This window comes from Kocuria sabuli (assembly GCF_040981185.1).
GTDB lineage: Bacteria > Actinomycetota > Actinomycetes > Actinomycetales > Micrococcaceae > Kocuria > Kocuria sabuli.
Genome location: NZ_JAVHZE010000065.1, coordinates 1 through 798, shown reverse-complemented (window position 1 = coordinate 798; position 798 = coordinate 1). Strand labels below are relative to the sequence as shown.

Below are 798 nucleotides of genomic sequence, written 5' to 3'. Positions count from 1 at the left end.
GTGGGAGGCAGTGGGGGGCGCAGTGTGCTCGACGCCTTGCCTACACCGTAGACTGTACGTGTAGACTACGAGGAAAGCAAAGCCGCCTGATCGAAGGATTCTGATCACCATCCCTACCCCCATCGAAGACCCTGTCCCGGACGCCACCGAGGACGCAGTGTCCGAGCCCAGCCGGGCGCGGCGGCCGCGGTTGAGCCGGGAACTCGTGCTCACCACCGCCCTGGCCCTGGTGGACGCCGAAGGCCTGGAGTCGTTGAGCATGCGCCGGTTGGGCGCCGAGCTGGGCCGGGATCCCATGGGCCTGTACCGGTATGCGAAGAACCGGGCGGATCTGCTGGACGGGATCACCGAGCTCGTACTGGACCAGCTGGTCATCCCCACCGACGGGGCGGACTGGCAGGCGCAGTTGCGCGCCACCGCCCACGACTTCCGCGCCCTGGCCCTGGAACATCCGCACGTGGTGCCGCTGCTGGTGACCCGGCCGCTGTCCACCCCGCTGGGGCTGCGCCCGCTGGGCACCCTGCGGCCGCTGGAGAACATCCTGGCCCTGCTCATCGACGCCGGTTTCGCCCCGGTCGATGCCCTGCACGTCTACCGGGCCTACTACGGGTACCTCTACGGGCACATCCTCAACGAGCTCCAGGAGTTCGTCGTGGACGAGGAGGAGAACGAGGACCTGCTGCGCCTGGGCCTGCACCGGCTGCCCGCCCGCTCCTTCCCCCGCCTGCGCGCCCTGGCCCCGGTACTGGCCGACTACGACGGGGCCGACGAACTCGACCAGGGCATCACCATCCTGCT

1 protein-coding gene is annotated in these 798 nt (G+C 69.3%); it reads left to right on the top strand.

From position 1 onward, the window contains the following. Positions 1-157: 157 nt before the first annotated feature. Positions 158-798 (top strand): TetR/AcrR family transcriptional regulator C-terminal domain-containing protein (locus RE027_RS17880; RefSeq protein ID WP_368809646.1); only part of this gene is annotated, 641 nt, incomplete at its 3' end.